This window comes from Streptomyces sp. H51 (assembly GCF_035656535.1).
Taxonomy (GTDB): Bacteria; Actinomycetota; Actinomycetes; order Streptomycetales; family Streptomycetaceae; genus Streptomyces.
Genome location: NZ_JAYMHD010000089.1, coordinates 92,294 through 110,603, shown reverse-complemented (window position 1 = coordinate 110,603; position 18,310 = coordinate 92,294). Strand labels below are relative to the sequence as shown.

Sequence of the window (18,310 nt, the reverse complement as noted above, 5' to 3'; positions counted from 1 at the left end):
GCCGGCGCACCACGGGAGGGCCCCCGGGGCGGTCGTGGTTCCTCCCGCCGCGGGGGCCCGGCGCCGGCGCTCGCGCGGGCCGGCCGGGTTCAGCCGGTGAAGCCGGCCGTGATCGAGGTGAACTGCCAGGTGTCCTGGCTGATGCCGGAGCAGTTGCTCACCACGCCGCCGCCCGGGCACGGCCGGTCGCGGTTGACCGACCAGAACGCGAGCCGCGCGATGTGGTGGCTGTTGGCCCAGTCCCGGATCTGCGTCCAGATCGCCGGAGTGGTGTTCTCCTGCTGGTCGGACAGGCCGTTCATGCCGGAGATGCCGATGTGCGAGTAGGCGGTGGCGTCGTCCCAGCCGAACGTCGACTTCAGCTTGGCCTTCAGGCCCTCGGCCGCGTTCACCGTGTTGCCGTACATGTCGGAGCCGCCGCCGAAGTCGAACGGCATGATGGTGAACACGTCGATGTTCGCGCCGAGCGACTGCGCCTGCTCGATGAGCCGGTTGCCGTAGTACGTCGGGCCGGTGGTCGACGTGCCGAACGTGACGATCGTCTTCAGGCCGGGGTTGTTGGCCTTGACGGTCTTCAGCGCGGTCAGGATCTTCGCCTGGACGGCCTCGTTCTCGAACTCGTCCGTGTTCTCGATGTCCATGTCGATCGCCTTGAGCGAGTAGGCGTCGATCACCTTCTGCAGGGCCCCGGCGAGGGCGCTCGCGGAGGAGCAGTTGGCGCCGAGCTTGCTGCCCTGCCAGCCGCCGAACGACGGGACGATGTCACCGCCCGCGGAACGGATGGCGTTGATGGCGCTCTGGTCGACGCCGCCGGTCAGCGGCCTGCTGCCGTCCCAGGAGGGCGTGCAGCCGCCCGAGTCCAGCACGAACGCCATCGTGAACCACTTCACGCCGGTCGCGCTCATCACCGTGCTCGGGCTCGGCGGGTCGCCCCAGCCCTCGTAGAGGTAGGGCGCCGCCTGTTTGAAGGAGGTGCCGGTGCCGGTGCCCGCGTCGGTCGTCACGGACACGGAGTTGGACGCCCCGGAGCTGTTCCCGGCCGCGTCCCGGGCCTTCACCGTGAAGGTGTAGGCGGTGCTCGGCGACAGCCCGCTGACCGTGGCGCTGGTGCCGGAGACGCTGAGCACGTTGTTGGAGCCGCTGTAGACGTCGTACGCCGTGACGCCGACGTTGTCCGTCGAGGCGTTCCAGGACAGCGACACGCTGGACGACGTCTTGCCGGTGGAGGTCAGCCCCGTGGGCGCGGTCGGCGCCTGGGTGTCGGAGCCGCCTCCGCCGGGCCCGTCGAGGCTGATGTCGTCGGCGTAGTAGGTGCCCTGGGCGTACCAGCCGTGGACGTAGACGGTGGCGCTCGTCTGCGAGGCGCCGGTCGTGAAGGACACCGACAGCTGGCTGTACGCCGACGGGGAGGTCGTCCAGGTGGAGGCGCCGCCGTTCACGCCCAGGTAGACATAGGAGCCGCGCACCCAGCCGCTGAGGCTGTACGTCGTGTTCGGCTGCACCGCGACGGTCTGGCTGCACTGCGCGTCGTCGCTGGAACTCACCGCGCCCTGAAGGGCCTTGGAGCCGCTGTGCACGGGGGAGGAGACGACCGAGCCGAGGTTGCCGGTGCAGGTCCAGGGGGAGAGGCCGCCGGACTCGAAGCCGGGGTTGGTGAGGACGTTGGCCGCTTGGGCGGTGCCGGGGAGGGCGATGGCGCCGGCGAGCGCGAGGGCCGCGGAGCCGAGCAGGGCGAGGAGCCGACGTCTGTGACGTCCGAGTGTGTTGCGCGCGCGATCTCCCTGAGGAGTAAGGGTTGTTCGGGAGTGCACGGATGGTGTGCGGAGGTGCACAGACCAAAGCTGGTATGGACCAATCGTGATGTCAAGATGCTGGTCCAGACCGCTATGAAGAAGTGGCAGACCACCGGATACAGCCCGATTCCAGATTTCCCGAAGGTTCTCCGCAGGTGACCCCGGCACGGTGAGAACACGACACCCGGACCACCTGGAGGTCACGACGCACCACTCCAGGAAGCCGGTCCGTGGTCTGCAGGCGTTGTCATCGACTCACGCGAACGGAGACATCACCCGTGCACATACGCACACTCCTCGCCGGCGTCACCATGGGTGCCGCCCTTCTCGCCGGTGGAATCACCGCACCGGCCCAGGCGGCCACAACGGGACCCGCGAACTCGCTCGCTTGCTACAGCGAATCGTGGCGTCCGTACGACGGAGGCTACGCCACCTTGGTCACCGGGAAGAACATCCCCATCCGCGCCACCGGTCCCTACGCGGACTGCGCCTCCACCTATGTTCCGGGCGGCACGGAGTTCAGCCTGGACTGCAAGGACTACAACGATCTCGGCCACCTCTGGTACCACGGGTCGGCGTGGTACAACGGCCGGGAGATCTCCGGCTGGGTGTACAGCGGCAACATCCAGAAGATCTACGAGTCGAACGGTGCCTGGTGCACCTGAGCCACCGGCGTGCACAAGGGCTCGTCGGCTTGCCGACGAGCCCTTCCGCGGTCTCCGGCTGTGGCTGGCGAGGGTCAGGACAGCACGTCCTCGATGAGGTCGGCGGCGCGCGCGGTGCCGCCCTCGGCGCGGGCGCCGGCGCTCAGCGACGCCGAGCGGCGGGCGACTTCCGGGTCGGTGACCAGGTCGTTCAGGGCCGCCCGCAGGGTCTCGGCGGTGGCTTCCGCGGTGTCGACGCGGCGGGCCACGCCCAGCTCCACGAGCCGGTCGGCGTTAGTGAACTGGTCGACGGCCTGCGGCACGGCGATCATCGGCACGCCGGCGAGCAGCCCTTCGCCGCAGCCGCCCATACCGGCGTGGGTGACGAAGGCGTCCGCGTGCTCCAAGATCGCCCGCTGCGGGACCCAGGAGTGCACCTCGACGCCGGGCGGGATGTCGCCGAGATCCCGCGGGACGGTGTACTTGCCGATCTGGAGCACGACGTGCCGGCCGGGCAGTCTGCCGTAGGCCGCCAGGCACTGGCGGTAGAACTCCGGTCGACGGGTGTACGCCGAGCCCAGGGAGATCAGCAGGCCGTTCTCCGCGTGCGCCGGACGGATCCAGCCGTCCGCGCCCGCTGCCGCATCGAAGCAGGGGCCCACGAAGGTCACCGTGTCGGTGTCGACCCGGTCGGCGTGCGGCTGCATCGCCCGGGTGATCAGGGCGAGGGTCCGCGACGGCCGGCCGGAGAAGGCGTCCACGTCGGTGGTGGACGCCCCGCAGCCGGTGAGCCACCGTGCGAATTTCGCCCGGTGGGCGTCGGCACCCGGCAGTTGACGCAGGTGGACCGCGACGTCCTGCTCGTAGCCGTCCCAGGCCACGAACGTCGGCGACAGCCTGCGATTCGGCGAGGGCGCGCGCGGCGTAGGCCCCGATGTCGTACGGGTACAGGTCCGCCGGGTCCTGGTCGTAGGCGGCGTGCAACTGGGGCAGTGCTCGGACGGCGTTGTCCAGGAAGAGGTCCATCGCGGCGACGGGGTCGTCGGGCCAGTTGTGGTCGGCGACCGGCAACACGGAGGAGCAGGCGACGAGTTCGGCGCCGGTGGCGGTGATCAGGTCGGCCACCGCCGGGTCGTTGGCGTAGCTCACACGGTGGCCGCGGGCCACCAGCTCGCGGACGATGTCGAGGCTGGGCAGGACATGACCGACGGCGGGAATGCCGACCATCGCGATGTGGGCACGGCGACGGGACATGGACGATCACTCACTTCGGGTCTACGGCGGAAGGGACACCGCAAGCCGGTGCGCCGGCCGCTCCGAGAGCCTCGGACGCGGGCGCGCACGTGGGCGGGCGGGACAGGAGTCGGGGCGCTGCCCGACCGTGTCAGCCGTAGATCTGAAGGAGGAAGAACATGCCCGCGACCCTAGCCCGTCCTCGCCTCCGGGGCACCTCCATTACCGTCGACCGCCGTCTGCGGCCCCTGAGGGCCGGTGCCCCGCGGGGATCCCCGCAGAGGCGTCACGCCTTCGGGGTGGCCGGGGCGGCAGCCTCCAGGCCGGCGAAGCCGCCCGACAGGGTTGCCGCCGACGATCCCGTGGTCGGGTACGTCCGTGCTGACCACCGCGCCGGAGCCGATGACCGCGCCGTGGCCGATCCGCACACCGGGCAGCACCGTCGTGCCGTGGCCGAACCGGACGTCGTCGCCGACGACGGTGTCCCCAGCTCGACGATCGCTGCAGCGCGCCGTCCGGGGGGACCCGTTCTCCGCGTGTGCCGACCCACACCTGCCGCCCGCCGGCGCCGTCCGGGGCGCGAAGCGGGCGCAGACCCACGGGAAGGCGCGACCGCGTCCCCCGGCGGGGCCGGCCGCGCGTCCCGGGACAGCGTCCGACGCCCAGCCGCCTGCCGTGAACGGCCGGCCGGGCATGCCGGTGGGCCTAGGCCGGCGCGGTGGCCCGGCTGCCGGTCTCCGGCACGGCCGATTCCGCCGTGGCCGCGGTGTCCCGGGTGTCCGCCGGGAGGGGGGTGACGGGCAGCAGCGGCTCCGGGTCCTCCGCGCGCTGCTGCGGGAGCGACACCGGGCGCAGCGGACGCGGCGCCGACACCACCGTGTAGTCCTGGCCCAGGAACGGCGGCGCCATCTCGCCCGGGTCCTCGCCGAGCGCCAACTGCACAGCCGCCCAAGGGGCGTTGACGCCGCACAGCGACAGCTGGTGCAGGCCGCCGGCCGGGCGGGTGTTGACGTCCATCAGCACCGGCCGGTCGCCGTACATCCGGAACTGGATGTTCGACAGGTAGTGCAGCCCGAAGCCCTCGGCGATGCGCCGCGCCGGCTCCAGCCACTGCTCGTGCAGCGTGAACCCGCGCCGACGGCCGTTCTTCGTGCGGCCCACCGCCAGCCGGACCCGGTTGTCGGGTCCGGTGAGGCAGTCCACCGACACCTCCGGCTGCTCCAGGCGCGGCATCACCAGCCAGTCCACCGGCTCCTCGGCCTGCTCCAGCGCCTCGACGACCAGGTCGAGCGGCACGTACGGGCTCGGGAAGCCGTTCAGCTGCGCCAGCGCGAAGGGGGAGCGGGTGACGACGCGGAAGCCGACCCCGCCCGCGCCGGACGCCGGCTTGAAGCAGGCCTTGTGGCCGCCCGCCTCCAACTCGTCGACGGCGGCGACCAGTTCGTCCGCCGTGCGCACCCGCCACCACTGCGGCACGGGCACGCCGATCGCCTGGACCGCCTCGTAGGCGATCACCTTGTCCTCGAAGACGGCCACCGCCTGGGGCGGCGGCGCCAGCAGTGCGGTGCCGACGGCCGCGAACTCGGCGCGGTGTTCGACGATCGCCGCCTGCTGCAACCGGGGCACGAACACGTCGATGCCGCGACGCCGGCACTGGGCGAGGGCGTACTCGACGTAGGCGGCCGGGGACAGGCCCTCCGGCTCCAGTTCGGCGGTGTCCGCGGCGGCCAGCACGGGAGAGTCCGCGTCCCCGTGCGTCGCATGGATCTCGACCGCGCGGTCGCTGGGATTTCTCCGCAGCTGATCCATGAAGAACACGTTCTCCGCGTACGTGCGGTTCAGCCAGACGCGTACGCGAGAGACCATGCAGGCCGCCTTTCACGGTAAACGGGCAGGGCGAAGCGGGCCCGTGCCCGGGCAGGGTGGTTGGAGGGTCACCGAACCGCCCCTGAAAGAAGGGAAAGGGCAGTGGTGTCGGGGCGATCATACGGCTTCGCGAGGGCCCGGCGCGCAACGTGCGTGTTACGGATTCCCGCCCGGCCCCACCCGTCGGCGCCCACCGGCCGGCCCTGCCGGCCGGGCGTTCCGGGACACGGCCCTGTGACCTGTCGAGGCACCTTGTCCGGCAGCCGGGAATGTGTTGTCGTGGTGGCGGTCGCCCGCGCGGAGGCGGACGGCCCCGAGGCAGGTCCGTTCGTGGGCGCTCGGGCGAGCGCGGAGGGGGCGACAGGTGACATCGACGGCCGGTGGTGCCGGACAACTGCTGGCCATCAGTGACCTGCACATCGGCTACGCCGAGAACCGTGCGCTGGTCGAGGAGATGCGCCCCGGGTCGGACGAGGACTGGCTGCTCGTCGCCGGCGACGTCTCCGAGATCGTCTCCGACATCCGCTGGGCCCTGAAGACACTCGCGAGCCGCTTCGCCAAGGTCGTCTGGGTGCCCGGCAACCACGAGCTGTGGACCCACCCGAAGGACCCCGTCACCGCGCGCGGAGTCGCCCGCTACGAGCACCTGGTCACCCTGTGCCGCGAACTCGGCGTCGTCACCCCCGAGGACCCCTACCCCATCTGGGAAGGCCCCGGCGGCCCGGTGGCCGTCGCGCCGCTGTTCCTGCTGTACGACTACTCGTGGCTGCCCGCCGGATGCGTCACCAAGGCGCAGGGACTGGAGTACGCGCACGGCACCGGCATCGTGTGCAACGACGAGTACCTGCTGCACCCCGACCCCTATCCGAGCCGCGAGGCCTGGTGCCGGGCCCGGATCGCCGAGACCGAGCGCCGGCTCGCCGCGCTGCCCGAGGACCTGCCCACCGTCCTCGTCAACCACTATCCGCTGCACCGGCACCCCACCGACATCCTGTGGCACCCCGAATTCGCCATGTGGTGCGGGACCACGGCGACCGCGGACTGGCACCGCCGGTTCCGCGTCGAGACCATGGTCTACGGTCACCTCCACATCCCGCGGACCACCTGGCACGAGGACGTCCGCTTCGAGGAGGTGTCCGTCGGCTACCCGCGTGAGTGGCGCAAGCGGCAGCAGCCGCCGGGGCGGCTGCGCCGCATCCTGCCGAAGGAGGTCGAAGCCGGGTGATCGAGGAGCTGCTGCCGGACACGGTGGTCGTCGTGGAAGCCCACGGTGACGACGGGAGCGAGCCCGCGCCGCTGTACCCGGAGGAGGCGGCGGTGGTGGCGAAGGCCGTCGACAAGCGCCGCCGCGAGTTCGCCCTCGTACGTTCCTGCGCCCGCCGGGCCATGGAGAAGCTCGGCGTGCCGCCGCAGCCCCTGCTGCCCGGCGAACGCGGCGCCCCGGTCTGGCCGACCGGCGTGGCCGGCAGCATGACCCACTGCGCCGGCTACTGCGCCGCCGCACTGGTCCGCGCGGGCGACCTGGCCTCCCTCGGCATCGACGCCGAACCGCACGGTCCGCTCCCGGAGGGCGTCCTGGACGCCGTGGCCCTGCCCGCAGAGGCGGCCCGGCTGCGGCGCATGACCGCGGACCGCCCCGACGTGCACTGGGACCGGCTCCTGTTCAGCGCCAAGGAAGCCGTCTACAAGGCGTGGTTCCCGCTCACCGGGCAGTGGCTGGACTTCTCCGAGGCCGACATCGAGGTGCACACCGATCCCGGCGACCGGTTCAGCGGCGGATTCCGTGCCGCGCTCCTCGTCCCCGGTCCGCTGGTCGGCGGCGGCCGGGTCGGCCACTTCGAGGGCCGCTGGACCGTCCGGCGCGGACTGGTGGCGACATCGGTGACGGTGCCGCACCCGGACTGACCGCCACCGCCGCTCCCCCGCTCACGGCTCCGGGCACCAGCCGCGCAGCAGGCGGAAGAACTCCTCCTCGTTGCCCGTCAGTCCGGCCCGCTCCAGCGCCTGTTCGGCCTCGGCGAGCACCGACGGCGGGACGACGGGCGGCCGGCGGGAACCGGGCGGACCGTCGAGGCAGGCCCGCACCGTGTGCAGCAGCCGCAGGTAGGCCTGGACGGCGGTGCGCTCGTGGTCGGTCAGAAGGGCTGTGGGCATCGGTCGGCTCTTCCTGTCGGCGTCGTCGGTCGCGCACGCCCCGCGATGAAGGGGGTGCGACTCCAGCTTGCCGTCCGCCACTGACAATCGGTCCGGGCCGCCGCGCGGTCCGCCCGCTCGGCGGAGATCAGGACTGGGGGCCCAGGTAGCCCAGGGACGCCTCGATCCGGCCCGCGAGGTGGTCGCGCTGCACCGGCGCCCGCAGGGACGAACCCACCAGCCACGTACGGCACCTGCTGGCCAGGAGGAGGCCGAAGGCCTCGGCCTCCTTCTCGTCGGCCAGATCGAAGCGGCTGCGGGCGGCCACCTTGCGGACGGTGGCCTGGAGGTCGGCCTCGTCGTCCAGGAGGCGGGCGGCGACCCTGGCGCCTTCGAGGTGGTGGCCGCAGTGGCCGGCCTTCATGTGCCACAGTTCGTGGCCGAGGATGACCAACTGGTGGTCGGGAGCGGTGCGTTCCTCGATGACCACGAGGTCCTGGTCGGCCATGTCCAGCCACAGGCCGCTGGCGGTGCCGGTGGGGAAGGCGGCCGTGCGGAAGTGGACGGGGCGGCCGCGGCGCCGGCTCATGGCGTGGCAGAGGGCGCCGTACAGCTCAGCGGGGTGCGCCGGTGCGGAGAGGTCGAGTTCCGCGACCAGTTCGCCGCACAGGCGGCGCATTTCCTTGCCGATGCCCACAGTTATCCCCCGGCTCACGACTCGGGCCGCTTGACGCTCTCCAGGAGCATGTCCAGCCACTCCGCGACCTTGTCCCGGTGCTGGTCGGTGGGCAGCTGCGCGGCCCGCCAGGCGATCCCGCGGACGCCGTGGTCCTGCAACAGGCGCTCCAAGGGGTCCTCGGAGGCCGCGGCCGCCTCCCGCTCGGCGAGCTGCTGCAGGAGTTCCTGCTCGGTGTGTTGCAGGGCGCCCGCGAGGGCCTCGGGGTCCTCGGCCGTGAGGAAGCCGGCGTGCACCCGGAAGAAGCGCTGGATGGCGTCGCAGTGCTCCATGGTCGGACGCCGGTCGCCGTTGATGAGGGCGCCCGCCTGCTGCCGGGACATGCCCGCGCCGTCGGCGATCTCCTGCTGCGTGTACTTGCGGCCGTTGGGCTTCAGGCGGGTGCGCCGCAACAGGTCCAGGCGTTGCAGGAAGCGGGCCTGCACATCGCGTTCGCCCGCGGGCCGGCCGCCGAGCAGGGCCTTGACGACCGGCTCGGGCACGCCGGAGGCGACGGACAGACGGGCGGTGTCGAAGACCTGCGAGTGGGGCACGCCGAGCCGGTCGGCGAGCGCGGTGACGCGAGCGACGACGGCCGGCAGCGCAGCGCTCGCCGCGGTGCCCGGACTCTCGAAGCCATCCGTCACCGACCGATCTCCTACGTTTCTCACAGGCTTCTCACAAACGGTTGCCGTGAACCCGACGGAGATTACCGGTCGTTCGAACCCACATCCAGGTCTCGCCACAACTGTGGCCAATTTCAGCCGTCAACCAGCGGTCAACAGGCGTGGAATGCCACGATAGTTGACACGACTCCGGTCGTGGCCCCAGGATCAAGGCGCCGCGTGAAGGCCGCATAGGCAAGAGGGGTGACCTCCCGATGGCATTTCAGGCAGGAGGGCAGCGGTCGGCACCGCGGCCCGTCCCCGTGAGTCTCGAGGCCCAGGCCTATCTGCAGGACTGTGCCGTCCTCCTGGAGGCCGTCCCCTACCCGTCCGTCGTGCTCGACCACCGCTGGGACGTCGTTCTGTCCAACAGCGCTTTCGCGTCACTTTTCCGTGAGGTGTCCCCGCATCCGACGGCCATGCCCGGCGACAACTTCCTCCGCTTCGTGCTGTTCCACCCGGACGCGGGCAGCGTCCTCGGTGAGCACGAGTCGAGCTGGTGCCTGCCGATGCTGGCGCACTTCGCGGACGCCGTGGAGCGCCACGGACATGATCACGGGCTGCAGGCCATCCGGCGGGAGATCGCGCAGGACCCCCTGATGGAGGCCGCCTTCCGGCAGGGGCTGCCGCACTGGATCCGTGCGGTCGGCGAGCGGGCCGTCCGGCACGACGGCGCCGTACGGCCCGTGACGCACCCCGATCCGCGCTGGGGCGCCACGGACTGCCGGGTCATGGACGAGACGACGCGGACGCTGGAGGAGATGGGGTACACGCGGCTGACGCTGGTGCTGCGCGAGGCGCGGCGCGACCGGTCCCGGGGCCGCACGGCCCGCCCCGCGGCCGCCCACCTGAGGGTGGTGCCGGCCCCCGAGGTCTGACGGGCACCGTCGGCGTTCAGGTCGCCGACGGCGCCTTGTCAGCACGCGCCTTGTCGGCACGCGCCTTGTGAGCATTGCGCCTTGTCGGCACGCGCCTTGTCGGCGCGGCGGCCTCGGCAGGGGCTGTCCCGCTCGGCAGGGGCTGTCCGGCGCCGTCAGCGGAGGCCGCGAGACCGGGCGCCGCCACGGCCGGCCGGGTCACCGCCCGCCGTCACGACGTCCGGTGCGCCGCGGTCACCAGGACGAGCGGGACGCCCCGGCACGGGACGAGCCGCAGCCCGGCGGACCGCGCCGGGCGCGAGTGCTCCAGGACGGCGGCGAAGTCCGGTCCCCTGACGAGGGAGCCGGCCAGATGTGCCGGGTCCGCGGAGGCGGCGACCCGGCCGCGCGCGTTCACCAGGTACGCGGGTCCGGGCAGCCGGCGCAGCAGGGGCAGCACGGCCGCCTCGAAGTGGCGCAGGTACACGTCGGCCGCGGCCACGCCCATGAACCGGCCGTCCACCTCGACCGGCGCGGACAGCGTGAGGCTGTACTCGTCGGAGCAGAGGTAGTCGACGTAGGGGCCCGCCACCGCGCGGCGGCCGGTGTCGCGGGGCAGGGCGAACCAGTCCCAGTGGGTGTAGTCCGAGTACGCCGACCGGCTGGGGTCCAGGTCGAGCAGCAGGGGACGTACCTGGCCGTCGGCGGTGGTCTGCCACCACTCCAGCCAGGCCGGCACGTCGCTCAGCAGGCCGGGCGCGGCCACGAAACCCGCCCCGGAGACCAGTTCCTGCCGGGTCAGCCGCAGGTGCAGGCCGGGGCGGAGCGCGGCGAGGTCGGCGGTCGCGGGGCGGCGGTGCCGGCCGGTCACCCGGGTCAGCAGCGCCGTGGCGTCGGCGCGGGTCTCGGCGACCGCGTCGAAGACCGCCTCCAGCGCGCCGCCGACCCGAGCCGTCACCTCTGCCTCGGTGGACGGGTCGAGCGTGGCGGCCGGCGCTCCCACGAGGCCGGGGCTGGTGATCATGGCGCCCTCCAGCGGACGAGGACCGGGCGCGGCGCGCGGCTAGAGGGACAGGCGCAGGGCGATGAGTCTCGCCGTCGACTCCAGGACGCACCGCTCGGCCAGCTCCCTGGCCGATTCGTGCGCCCCATCTTGCACGGCCGAGATTACGGACCGGTGACGGTCTGCGACTTCTTCACCATATTCGTCGTCCCCGAGCACAAGGCACAGCAGCGCCCCGATGTCGGTCTGGAGGGCCACCTGTTCCCGGGTGAGCCGGGCCGACTGCGCGGCCGCCGCCAGTTCCACGTGGAAGCGGCCGTACACCCGGCTGCGTGTCGCCGCGTCCTCGGCTCCGGCCAGCTCGTCGACGCTGCGGCGGAGTTGGGCGAGGTCGTCGGCGTCCGTGCGCTGCGCGGCGAGGCGGGCCGCGGCACCCGACAGGGCCGCCCAGTGGTCGCCCAGGTCGCGCAGTTCCTCGGTGCTCCAGCCGCGCAGCCGGACCTTGAGGCGCTCCTCGCCGGGGAGCTCGGGCAGGGAGACGAAACTGCCGCCGCCGCGACCGCGGCGGGTGGTGACCAGGCCCTGCTGGCGCAGCGCCATCAGCGCCTCGCGCAGGGTCACCGTGGACACGCCGAGCTGCCCGGCCAGCTCGCTCTCGCCGGGCAACTGCTCACCGTCGGCGAGCAGGCCGAGTTCTATGGCGTCGCCGAGGCGCTGGACCACGGCCTCGACGCGCGCCCGGCCCTCGACCGGCGCGAAGACGGCTCTGCGGGCGCCGCCGTCGATCGATTGCTTCACGGCCACCACCTTGTGCGTTGACTCAAGCTTTACCCTAAGGGGGCCTTGAGGTTTGAACTATGACTTCATATGTTTCATGTCAAGAGGTCAACGCACCAGAACGCCAGAAAGGTTCCCGCTCATGGAGGGACGTGCGATCCGGCTACAGGATCTGCGGAAGTCGTTCGGGGAGACGACCGCCGTGGCCGGGGTCGACCTGGAGATCCGGGACGGAGAGTTCTTCTCGATGCTCGGACCCTCCGGCTCCGGCAAGACCACGGTGCTGCGCATGATCGCCGGATTCGAGACGCCCACCGGAGGCCGGATCGAACTCGCGGGCAAGGACGTCACCCGACTCGCGCCCTTCGAGCGGGACGTGCACACCGTCTTCCAGGACTACGCCCTGTTCCCGCACATGACCGTGGAGCAGAACGTCGCCTACGGCCTGAAGATCCGCAAGGTGCCCAAGGCGGAACGGCTGGTGCGCGCCCGCAAGGCCCTCGCCGAGGTACGGCTGGACGGCTTCGGCCGGCGCCGGCCCGCCCAGCTCTCCGGCGGCCAGCGCCAGCGCGTCGCCCTCGCCCGCGCCCTCGTCGGCCGCCCCAGCGTCCTGCTGCTCGACGAACCCCTCGGCGCCCTCGACCTCAAGCTGCGCGAGCAGATGCAGGTGGAGCTCAAGGCGCTGCAGCGCGAGGTCGGCATCACCTTCGTCTTCGTCACCCACGACCAGGAGGAGGCGCTGACGATGAGCGACCGCATCGCCGTCTTCCACCAGGGCCGTATCGAACAGGTCGGCACCCCCGCCGAGATATACGAACGCCCCGCGACCGCCTTCGTCGCCTCCTTCGTCGGCACCTCCAACCTCCTGGCGGGCGAATCCGCCCAGCGCGTCGTCGGCACGCCCGGCACCTACAGCATCCGCCCGGAGAAGATCCGCGTGCTGAAGGAGTCCGCCGAGACCGACGAGCCGGAGACGGCCGACGCCACCGGCACCGTCGCCGAGGTCGTCTACCTCGGGGACGCCACCCGCTTCCTCGTCGACCTCGACGCCGGCGGACGCCTCACCGCGCTCCAGCAGAACCTCGAGACCTCCGCCGAGGACGTCGCCGCCTACCGCGGCACCCGGGTCCGCCTCCAGTGGCACCGCCGCCACACCGTCCACGTCCCCGACTGAACCCTCACCCCTGGAGTACGTCGTGCGCCTCACCCGAACCCTCCGAGCAGCGGGCGCCGCCACCGCGCTGCTGCTCGCCGCCACCGCCTGCGGCTCCTCCGGCTCCGGCGGCTCCTCCGCCGGCGGCCTCAACCCCCCTGACCTGAAGGCACCCTCGAAGCTCGGCAAGACCGAGGGCCAGGTCAACCTGATCGCCTGGGCCGGCTACGTCGAGGACGGCTCCAACGACCCGAAGGTCGACTGGGTCAGCGACTTCGAGAAGCAGACCGGCTGCCAGGTCAACTCCAAGGTCGCGGCCAGCTCCGACGAGATGGTCAAGCTGATGAAGACCGGCGAGTACGACGCCGTCTCCGCCTCCGGCGACGCCTCCCTGCGCCTGATCGCCTCCGGCGACGCGGCCCCCGTCAACACCGGGCTGGTACCGAACTACAAGGACGTCTTCAGCGGCCTGAAGAACGGCAACTGGAACTCCGTCAAGGGCAAGATGTACGGCATCCCGCACGGCCGCGGCGCCAACCTGCTGATGTACGACACGCAGAAGGTCAGCCCCGCCCCGACCTCCTGGTCCGCGGTGTTCGACGACGCGGCGAAGTACAAGGGCCACGTCACCGCCTACGACTCGCCGATCTACATCGCCGACGCGGCGCTGTACCTCAAGGCCACCAAGCCCGAGCTGAAGATCAAGGACCCGTACGCGCTGGACCAGAAGCAGTTCGACGCCGCGGTGGACCTGCTGAAGAAGCAGAACGCGAACATCGGCGAGTACTGGAGCGACTACCTCAAGGAGGTCTCCGCCTTCAAGAGCGGCGACTCCGTGGTCGGCACCACCTGGCAGGTCATCGCCAGCCTCGCCGCCGACGAGGGCGCCAAGGTCAAGGCCCTGGTGCCCGAGGAGGGTTCGACCGGCTGGTCCGACACCTGGATGGTCGCCGCCAAGGCCAAGCACCCCAACTGCGCCTACAAGTGGCTGGACTGGATCATCTCGCCCAAGGTCAACGCCCAGGTCGCCGAGTACTTCGGCGAGGCGCCCGCCAACGCCAAGGCCTGCGAGCAGACCAGCGACAAGACCTTCTGCACCACCTACCACGCCGCCGACGAGGCCTACTGGAAGAAGATCGCCTTCTGGAACACGCCCATCGAGCAGTGCCTGGACGGCCGCACGGACGTGAAGTGCGTGCCGTACGCCAAGTGGGTGCAGGCCTGGACCGAGATCAAGGGCTGACGTCATGACCGTAGAGGCGCACGCCGCCGGGCGGGGAACCGTCCGGCGGCTCGCCGGGACCCTGCACCGCCGGCCCCGGCTGCGGCTGTCCCTGCTGCTCACCGCTCCGCTGCTGTGGCTCGCGGTGCTCTACCTCGGGTCGCTGGCCGTGCTGTTCGTCTCCGCGTTCTGGACGACGGACTCCTTCACCAGCGAGGTGGTGAAGGTCTGGTCGACCGACAACTTCCAGGCGCTGTTCACCACCCCGGTCTACCGGCAGGTCGTCCTGCGCAGCGTCGGCGTCGCCGTCGCCGTCACCGCCCTGTGCGCGGTGATCGCCTTCCCGCTCGCCTTCTACACCGCCCGCATCGCCCGCCCCCGGTGGCGTCCGCTGCTCGTGGTCGCCATCCTCACCCCCCTGTGGGCGAGTTACCTGGTCAAGGTGTACGCCTGGCGGCTGATCCTGTCCCAGGGCGGGCTCGCCGACTGGATGCTGAAGCCGCTCGGGCTGAGCGGGCCGGGGTACGGGCTGCCGGCGGCGGTCATGACGCTGACGTACCTGTGGCTGCCGTACATGGTCCTGCCGATCCACACCGCGCTGGAACAACTGCCCGCCAACCTCCTCGACGCGTCCGCCGACCTGGGCGCGCGGGCCGGGCGGACCTTCCGCTCGGTGGTGCTGCCGATGGTGCTGCCGTCGGTGGCCGCCGGGTCGATCTTCACCTTCTCGCTCAGCCTCGGCGACTACATCACGGTGCAGATCGTCGGCGGCAAGACCCAGCTGATCGGCAACCTCGTCTACTCCAACATCGAACTCAACCTGCCCATGGCCGCCGCCCTCGGGACGGTCCCCGTCGTCGTCATCGTGCTGTACCTGCTGGCGATGCGCCGCACGGGCGCCCTGAGCAGCCTCTAGGAGCCCCCCGTGCAACTCTCCCGCTCCGCGCGGATCGCCCTGCGCGTCGCCGCCGGGCTCGGCTTCGCGGTGATCTACGTGCCGCTGCTGCTGGTCCTCGTCAACTCCCTCAACCCCGACCGCAGCGCGAGCTGGCCGCCGCCGGGGCTCACCCTGCACTGGTGGTCCGTCGCCTGGGACAACTCCGGTGCCCGCGAGGCGCTGTGGACCTCGGTGAAGGCCGGTCTGGGCGCCACCGTGATCGCCCTGGTCCTGGGCACCCTGATCGCCTTCGCCGTCGCCCGGCACCGCTTCTTCGGCCGGGACACCCTCTCGTTCGTGGTCGTCCTGCCGATCGCGCTGCCCGGCATCGTCACCGGCATCGCCCTCAACTCGGCGTTCAGCACGGTGCTCGAGCCGCTGGGGGTGGGCCTCGGGCTGTTCACCGTCGTGGTCGGGCACGCCACCTTCTGCATCGTCGTCGTCTTCAACAACGTCGTCGCCCGGCTGCGCCGCACTTCCGGCACGTACGAGGAGGCCGCGATGGACCTCGGCGCCGACACCTTCCGCGCCTTCGCCGACGTCACCTTCCCGCTGGTGCGCTCGGCGCTGTTCGCGGGCGGACTGCTCGCCTTCGCGCTCTCCTTCGACGAGATCGTGGTGACCACCTTCACCGCCGGGCCCGGCGTGCAGACCCTGCCGATCTGGATCTTCGACAACATGACCCGGCCGCAGCAGGCACCGGTGGTGAACGTGGTGGCGGCCGTGCTGGTGCTGGTGTCCGCGGTGCCGATCTACGTGGCCCAGCGGATGTCGGCGGACACGGCGTCGGGGAGCCGGGTGTGAGGCCGGGAGGGCGCGCCGGGTACTGAAAACCGGTCGCCGGGAAAGTGCGCCCTTGTCATGACAGGGCGGCGCGGCGGACGCTGGGGCAGGCACATCCGTACCCGAACCGGATGCCGGTATCCGTACCCGAACCGGATGCCGGTTCGCCCCCGTTTCCCCGCGGCGACTCAGGAGGCTCCCCCGATGTCTCTCTCACCGGAGGACGGCGCCGACGGTCCACCCGCCGTCACCGAACACGAAGCGGAGGCACTGGTCGCGGGAATCTGCTTCAAGACCGGCCCGCCCCGCACCGTCGGAGTGGAGGTGGAATGGCTCGTCCACGACGAGCGTGACCCGCACCGCGCCGTTGCCGCCGGACGGCTGGAAGCGGCCTACGCCGTGCTGCGCACCCTGCCGCTGGCCTCCGCGCTGACCGTCGAACCCGGTGGCCAGCTGGAGCTGAGTTCCCGGCCCGCCCCGTCGCTGACGCGGTGCGTCTCGGAGGTCTCCGCCGATCTGCGGGCCGTGCGTGCCCTGCTGCGCGAGCACGGGCTGACCCTGCTGGGCATGGGCATCGACCCCTGGCGTCCGCCTCGCCGGTTCCTGCGGGAACCGCGCTACGACGCCATGGAGGTCAGCCTCGGCCGCACCGGGCCGGCGGGACGGACCCTGATGTGCGCCTCCGCCTCCGTCCAGGTGTGCCTCGACGCCGGGGTCGAGGGGCCGGGCGTCATGGGATTCACCCGCCGCTGGTGGCTGGCACACCGGCTGGGCCCGGTGCTCGTCGCGGCGTTCGCGAACTCGCCCGTGTCCGAGGGCCGGGCCACCGGCCGGCTGTCGACGCGGCAGCTGATGTGGACGGAACTCGACCCCGGGCGGTCCGGCGGGCCCGTCCTGACCCACGATCCGCGCCGCGCATGGGTCCGCCGGGTCCTCGACGCACCGCTGATGTGCGTACGACGGGACGACGGGCCGTGGGACGTGCCGGACGGAGTGAGCTTCCGCGACTGGACCCGCTCGGACACCATGCGCCCGCCCACCCGCGCGGACCTCGACTACCATCTGACCACACTGTTTCCGCCGGTCAGGCCACGGGGGCACCTGGAACTGCGCATGATCGACGCACAGCCCGGGGACGACGGATGGATCGTGCCGCTCGCGGTCACCACGGCCCTGTTCGACGATCCACGCGCCGCCGCCCTCGCGCACCGGGCCGTGGAGCCCCTGGCCGGGCGGGCCGCCGGGGATCCCGCCCCGCACAATCCGCTGTGGACGGACGCGGCGCGCCGCGGGCTGTCGGACCCGGAGCTGAAGCGCGCCGCCGTCACCTGCTTCGCCGCCGCGCTGGACGCCCTGCCCCGGCTCGGCGCGAGCGGCGACGTCGTGGACGCCGTGGCGGCCTACGCCGACCGCTACGTCGGCCGCGGCCGCTGCCCGGCGGACGACGTCCTCGAACGGCTGCGCGACCGGGACGGGTGCGCACCGTGGGCCCTGCGCTGAGCCGAGCGGCCGGCCACCGGGGAGATCGTCACAGTTCCTCGGCCGCGGCCCGCAGGGTCGCCTCGAGGATCACGCGGGCGACGAGGTCGGGCGCGTCGTTCATCGGGATGTGGCCGCACTCGGGCAGTTCGACGAGCCTGGCTTCCGGGATCATGGCCAGCACCCGCGCGGCCTGCCGCGGCGGCAGGATCCGGTCGCAGGCGCCCCAGGCGATGGTCACCGGCAGGCCGGGGACGTCCCCGGTGAACAGGCCGGGGGCCCGCCCGGCCCGCAGGGTCGCGTTGAAGGCGGTGGCGTCCCGCAGCGCCCGCAGGTCGGCGACCAGCGTCTCGGGCGGGCAGCTCTCCGGCCGGCCGTAGACCGTGCCGGCCAGCGCGGCCCGGGCGGTCGCCGTGTGCGCCAGGCGGACCATGGCCATGTCCGGCAGCAGCCGCACACTGTGCCGGGCCGCCGCGAGCAGGGCGTACGTCCGCCGCCGTTCCGCGTCGGTCCAGAACCCCGCCGGCGCCAGGGCCGTCACGCTGCGCGCCAGTCCGGCCTGGCCCAGCCGCAGCGCGATCAGTCCGCCCAGCGAGTGCCCCACCACGTGCGGCCGCTCCACGCCCAGTTCGGCGAGCACGGTCCCCAGCCAGGCCACCGCGGTCCGCAGATCGCGCGGCACGGCCGGATCCAGGTCGGGAGACTCCCCGAACCCGGGCAGGTCGATGGCGATCGTCTCCCGCCGCTCGGCCAGCAGCGGGACGACGGCGTCCCAGGCCCGGCGGTGATGACCGACGCCGTGCAGCAGGACCAGCGGCTCCCCGGTCCCCTGCCGCTCGTACGCCACCGTCACCGGACCCAGACCCGCGGCACGGCCCCGCACGAACGACGTCGTCCGCACCGGTACGACGACCTCGCCGCTCTCGCGCCCGCCGTCCGGTTCCGCACGCCCGGGGCCGAGCAGGCCGTAGAGGTAACTCGCCGCCGCACGCACGGAGCGTGTCGGGCCGTCCGTGGCTGCGATGAAAGAAGAGATCAGGGCCATCGTCG

General features: G+C 72.2%; 17 protein-coding genes and 2 pseudogenes. 9 read left to right on the top strand and 10 right to left on the bottom strand.

All coding sequences use genetic code 11. From position 1 onward, the window contains the following. Positions 1-89 precede the first annotated feature (89 nt). Positions 90-1,730 carry a carbohydrate binding domain-containing protein gene (locus tag VKA29_RS36465; RefSeq protein WP_324790382.1) on the bottom strand — a complete coding sequence of 547 codons (1,641 nt, stop codon included), beginning with the start codon at positions 1,728-1,730 and terminating at the stop codon, positions 90-92. A gap of 341 nt (positions 1,731-2,071) precedes the next feature. Between VKA29_RS36465 and VKA29_RS36460 the strand changes: the two genes are divergently transcribed. Then, positions 2,072-2,458, top strand: coding sequence for a hypothetical protein (locus tag VKA29_RS36460; protein WP_324790369.1), 387 nt, complete (start codon positions 2,072-2,074; stop codon positions 2,456-2,458). A gap of 74 nt (positions 2,459-2,532) precedes the next feature. Here the strand turns inward: VKA29_RS36460 and VKA29_RS36455 are convergent. From VKA29_RS36455 to VKA29_RS36445, 3 genes and pseudogenes are all read right to left on the bottom strand, one after another. Next, positions 2,533-3,691, bottom strand: a pseudogene (locus VKA29_RS36455) (macrolide family glycosyltransferase). 317 nt (positions 3,692-4,008) lie between these two features. After that, positions 4,009-4,158: pseudogene (locus VKA29_RS36450) on the bottom strand (DapH/DapD/GlmU-related protein); the annotation flags it as partial. A 217-nt stretch (positions 4,159-4,375) separates the two neighbouring features. Then, the gene (locus VKA29_RS36445) at positions 4,376-5,536 is read right to left on the bottom strand and encodes an ATP-grasp domain-containing protein (protein ID WP_324790368.1); all 1,161 of its coding nucleotides are present in this window, start codon (positions 5,534-5,536) and stop codon (positions 4,376-4,378) included. A gap of 364 nt (positions 5,537-5,900) precedes the next feature. Here VKA29_RS36445 and VKA29_RS36440 point away from each other — a divergent pair, with 364 nt between their 5' ends. Beyond that, positions 5,901-6,761, top strand: a complete 861-nt coding sequence (locus tag VKA29_RS36440) for a metallophosphoesterase (RefSeq protein ID WP_324790367.1) — start codon at positions 5,901-5,903, stop codon at positions 6,759-6,761. Next, positions 6,758-7,441 carry a 4'-phosphopantetheinyl transferase family protein gene (locus VKA29_RS36435; protein ID WP_324790366.1) on the top strand — a complete coding sequence of 228 codons (684 nt, stop codon included), beginning with the start codon at positions 6,758-6,760 and terminating at the stop codon, positions 7,439-7,441. The genes VKA29_RS36440 and VKA29_RS36435 overlap by 4 nt, the downstream gene beginning before the upstream one ends. Positions 7,442-7,462: 21 nt before the next feature. On the opposite strand, the gene VKA29_RS36430 is transcribed toward VKA29_RS36435, so the two are convergent. From VKA29_RS36430 to VKA29_RS36420, 3 genes are all read right to left on the bottom strand, one after another. Then, positions 7,463-7,690 carry a hypothetical protein gene (locus VKA29_RS36430; protein ID WP_324790365.1) on the bottom strand — a complete coding sequence of 76 codons (228 nt, stop codon included), beginning with the start codon at positions 7,688-7,690 and terminating at the stop codon, positions 7,463-7,465. A 127-nt stretch (positions 7,691-7,817) separates the two neighbouring features. After that, on the bottom strand, positions 7,818-8,348 hold the full coding sequence (locus VKA29_RS36425; RefSeq protein ID WP_324790381.1) for a toxin-antitoxin system, toxin component: 531 nt from the start codon (positions 8,346-8,348) through the stop codon (positions 7,818-7,820). Positions 8,349-8,380: 32 nt separating this feature from the next. Continuing rightward, positions 8,381-9,031, bottom strand: coding sequence for a helix-turn-helix transcriptional regulator (locus VKA29_RS36420; protein ID WP_324790364.1), 651 nt, complete (start codon positions 9,029-9,031; stop codon positions 8,381-8,383). Positions 9,032-9,264: 233 nt separating this feature from the next. On the opposite strand from VKA29_RS36420, the gene VKA29_RS36415 reads away from it, so the two are divergent. Beyond that, positions 9,265-9,927, top strand: a complete 663-nt coding sequence (locus VKA29_RS36415) for a hypothetical protein (RefSeq protein WP_324790363.1) — start codon at positions 9,265-9,267, stop codon at positions 9,925-9,927. Positions 9,928-10,138: 211 nt separating this feature from the next. Here the strand turns inward: VKA29_RS36415 and VKA29_RS36410 are convergent, their stop codons facing one another. Continuing rightward, a complete protein-coding gene (locus VKA29_RS36410) occupies positions 10,139-10,930 on the bottom strand; it encodes a cache domain-containing protein (protein WP_324790362.1) in 792 nt (263 codons plus the stop codon). A 39-nt stretch (positions 10,931-10,969) separates the two neighbouring features. Next, complete coding sequence (locus tag VKA29_RS36405) at positions 10,970-11,716, bottom strand: FadR/GntR family transcriptional regulator (RefSeq protein WP_324790361.1); 747 nt, start codon at positions 11,714-11,716, stop codon at positions 10,970-10,972. Positions 11,717-11,828: 112 nt separating this feature from the next. Between VKA29_RS36405 and VKA29_RS36400 the strand changes: the two genes are divergently transcribed. The 5 genes from VKA29_RS36400 (at position 11,829) to egtA (ending at position 17,281) form a co-directional block, all read left to right on the top strand. Next, a complete protein-coding gene (locus VKA29_RS36400; protein ID WP_324790360.1) occupies positions 11,829-12,860 on the top strand; it encodes an ABC transporter ATP-binding protein in 1,032 nt (343 codons plus the stop codon). 22 nt (positions 12,861-12,882) lie between these two features. After that, positions 12,883-14,082: an ABC transporter substrate-binding protein gene (locus VKA29_RS36395; protein ID WP_324790359.1), complete on the top strand. Its 1,200-nt coding sequence runs from the start codon at positions 12,883-12,885 to the stop codon at positions 14,080-14,082. Between the two features lie 4 nt (positions 14,083-14,086). After that, on the top strand, positions 14,087-14,977 hold the full coding sequence (locus VKA29_RS36390; protein WP_324790358.1) for an ABC transporter permease: 891 nt from the start codon (positions 14,087-14,089) through the stop codon (positions 14,975-14,977). Positions 14,978-14,986: 9 nt separating this feature from the next. Further along, the gene (locus tag VKA29_RS36385; protein WP_324790357.1) at positions 14,987-15,802 is read left to right on the top strand and encodes an ABC transporter permease; all 816 of its coding nucleotides are present in this window, start codon (positions 14,987-14,989) and stop codon (positions 15,800-15,802) included. Positions 15,803-15,985: 183 nt separating this feature from the next. Next, positions 15,986-17,281, top strand: a complete 1,296-nt coding sequence (gene egtA / locus VKA29_RS36380; protein WP_324790356.1) for an ergothioneine biosynthesis glutamate--cysteine ligase EgtA — start codon at positions 15,986-15,988, stop codon at positions 17,279-17,281. A 28-nt stretch (positions 17,282-17,309) separates the two neighbouring features. Here the strand turns inward: egtA and VKA29_RS36375 are convergent, their stop codons facing one another. Beyond that, the gene (locus VKA29_RS36375; protein ID WP_324790355.1) at positions 17,310-18,305 is read right to left on the bottom strand and encodes an alpha/beta fold hydrolase; all 996 of its coding nucleotides are present in this window, start codon (positions 18,303-18,305) and stop codon (positions 17,310-17,312) included. Between the last annotated feature and the right edge of the window lie 5 nt (positions 18,306-18,310).